General features: G+C 47.0%; 2 protein-coding genes. Both read left to right on the forward strand.

Annotated elements, in window-relative coordinates; translation table 11 throughout:
* Positions 1–325 precede the first annotated feature (325 nt).
* On the forward strand, positions 326–2,095 hold the full coding sequence (locus tag F6J99_RS44215) for a S8 family peptidase (RefSeq protein ID WP_293123581.1): 1,770 nt from the start codon (positions 326–328) through the stop codon (positions 2,093–2,095).
* Complete coding sequence (locus F6J99_RS44220) at positions 2,092–2,316, forward strand: hypothetical protein (protein WP_293123584.1); 225 nt, start codon at positions 2,092–2,094, stop codon at positions 2,314–2,316. The genes F6J99_RS44215 and F6J99_RS44220 overlap by 4 nt, the downstream gene beginning before the upstream one ends.
* Positions 2,317–2,415 lie beyond the last annotated feature (99 nt).

A 2,415-nucleotide genomic window follows, 5' to 3' on the forward strand; every position in this document is an offset into this window, starting at 1 on the left:
GACACAAAATCCCCCTCCAACAACCTGAGCAGGTGACAACAGGGTCAAATTTCTATAGCGCTTGTCATAGTAATGAGGTCAACAGGATTTTTTCCCTCTTGCTTCTTGCCTATTCCCCATGCCCTCCTTCACCCTTTATCGAAAATTAATAGCTAGCAATTTTTGAAAATTGGTATAGGGTACCTAAATCAATTGTAAGAATTTTTGATGCCATAGTCCCTACTCCCTACTCCCTACTCCCTACTCCCTACTCCCTACTCCCTGCTCCCTTTGTTATATAAGCTATCGTGGTGATTAAAGACTCGCAAACCAGCGACAGATTGCCATGAGAAAATTTTTGATACTGTGTCTGTTTGTAGTAGGGCTGGGTTTTGCCCTGTTTAACTTTAAAGGATTGGCAAATCAGGGGAATTTTGAGTCGATTGTGATCGACTTCCGGGAAGATATCCCAGCTGCTCAACTTAATGAGCAATTGCAAGCGATCGCAAAAGAATACGAGGTTAATCCCCAACTCAATAGTGAATTTTCAGCAGCGGATCACATTTATATCCTAAAGGGAGATAAACAACTGCTGAATACCCTCAAACAATCAGGACTATCCCAAGCAACAGAATATATTGAACCGAACTATACCTATAGTGCTTTCGAGGTTCCCAATGACCCTGACTATAGCAAGCAGTGGAACCTGCGCAGCATTAATGTAGAGTCTGCTTGGGATGAAACCAAGGGAAGTGGGATAACAGTAGCAGTGATTGACACCGGGGTCAGCGCAGTCCCGGATTTGAAAGATACTGAATTTGTTGAAGGCTACGACTTTGTCAATGACCGGATTGAAGCATGGGATGATCAAGGTCACGGTACTCACGTAGCTGGTACCATTGCCCAATCTACCAACAATGGTTACGGTGTTGCCGGAATTGCTTACGAAGCTAGCCTGATGCCCCTAAAGGTATTGGCAGCCAGTGGTGGTGGTACAGTGGCTGATATTGCGGAAGCGATTCGCTTTGCCGCTGATCATGAGGTAGATGTGATCAACATGAGTTTAGGAGGGGCTGGTGAAAGCAATCTGATGGCAGAGGCAATCGACTATGCCTACCACAAAGGTGTTGTCCTAGTGGCTGCTGCTGGTAACTCTAACCAAAATGCTGCCGCTTATCCTGCCCGCTATCCCCATGTTATTGGTGTTTCTGCCCTTGACTCCGCAGGTCTGAAAGCTCCCTACTCTAACTTTGGTGCTGGGGTAGATATCTCAGCCCCTGGTGGCAGTGAAAATGGTAAAATTTTGCAAGAGACGATTGATGGCGAGACAGGCAGCCCTGTATTTGCTGGCTTCCAAGGCACCAGTATGGCATCGCCTCACGTTGCTGGTGTAGCAGCTTTAATCAAAGCTAGTGGGATTCAAGACCCTGCTGATGTATTGAATGTACTCAAGCAGTCCACCCGAGCTATAGAAGATGACCCCCTAAACCACTATGGTGCTGGACAATTGGATGCTGGTGCTGCCGTTCAACTCGCTCTGAAAGGACAAATTACCTTCCAAGACTTCTTCCGCTGGTTACGGGATAACGGCTATCTCAATCCTCGCTTTTGGATTGACGGTGGTGTGATCGCCCTGTGGCCGAAGATTGCTATGGTACTAGGTTCCTACCTGCTGGCCTGGTTCTTGCGCAATTATTTTCCCTTTACTTGGAGTTGGTCTCTTGCCACTGGCTTAGTAGCGGGGAGTTCAGGATTATTCTTCCTGAAAGGTTTGTATATATTTGACTTACCCCAATGGCCCTTCCGAGTCATGGGCAGTTCGATTCCAGAATTGGGTAGCGCTATTGGCAGCAGCAGTTTTCTCAACCCTCTATTTGCCAGTGTTGTGATTCCATTTATTTTAATCGCGCTACTGTTAGGACATCCCCAATGGAAGTGGTTAGCAGTTGGTTCAGCTCTCGGTGTAGCCAGTTGCCTAGCTGTGAGTGCTGTGGTTTCACCTGAGCTAATCTGGCTTGGAGGCGGGGTTTTGTCTCGGGTGTTCCTGATTGCCAATGCCTTGCTCTGTTTTGGACTAGCTTATTTAGCCGTTCAAGGGGAGAAACAATCAGCATGACGATCAGCATCACAGGCGTAATTGAGCGCAAAGAGATGGGTTCAGGAGCCTGGGCACTGGTTTCTGACTCAGGGGAAACCTACGAACTCAAAAATAGTCCGCCAGAGTTAAAGCAATCGGGATTGAAGGTCACCGTTACAGGAGAGGTGCGAGAGGATGTGATGACCTTTGCGATGATTGGTCCGGTGTTGGAGATCAAGTCTTTTGAGTTACTCCTTTGAGTATCTTACCTATTGAAGGAAGACAATCAGGACGTAACTATTCAGGTATCAGCCTATTTACCCATCACCCCATCACCCGATGTTCACTAGCTCCGTAAA

Source organism: Moorena sp. SIO4G3 (assembly GCF_010692305.1).
Taxonomy (GTDB): Bacteria; Cyanobacteriota; Cyanobacteriia; order Cyanobacteriales; family Coleofasciculaceae; genus Moorena; species Moorena producens_A.

Excerpts from the sequence above, each read along its gene's own strand:
- F6J99_RS44215 (WP_293123581.1), top strand. The coding sequence starts at position 326 with ATGAGAAAATTTTTGATACTGTGTCTGTTTGTAGTAGGGCTGGGTTTT.
- F6J99_RS44220 (WP_293123584.1), top strand. The coding sequence starts at position 2,092 with ATGACGATCAGCATCACAGGCGTAATTGAGCGCAAAGAGATGGGTTCA.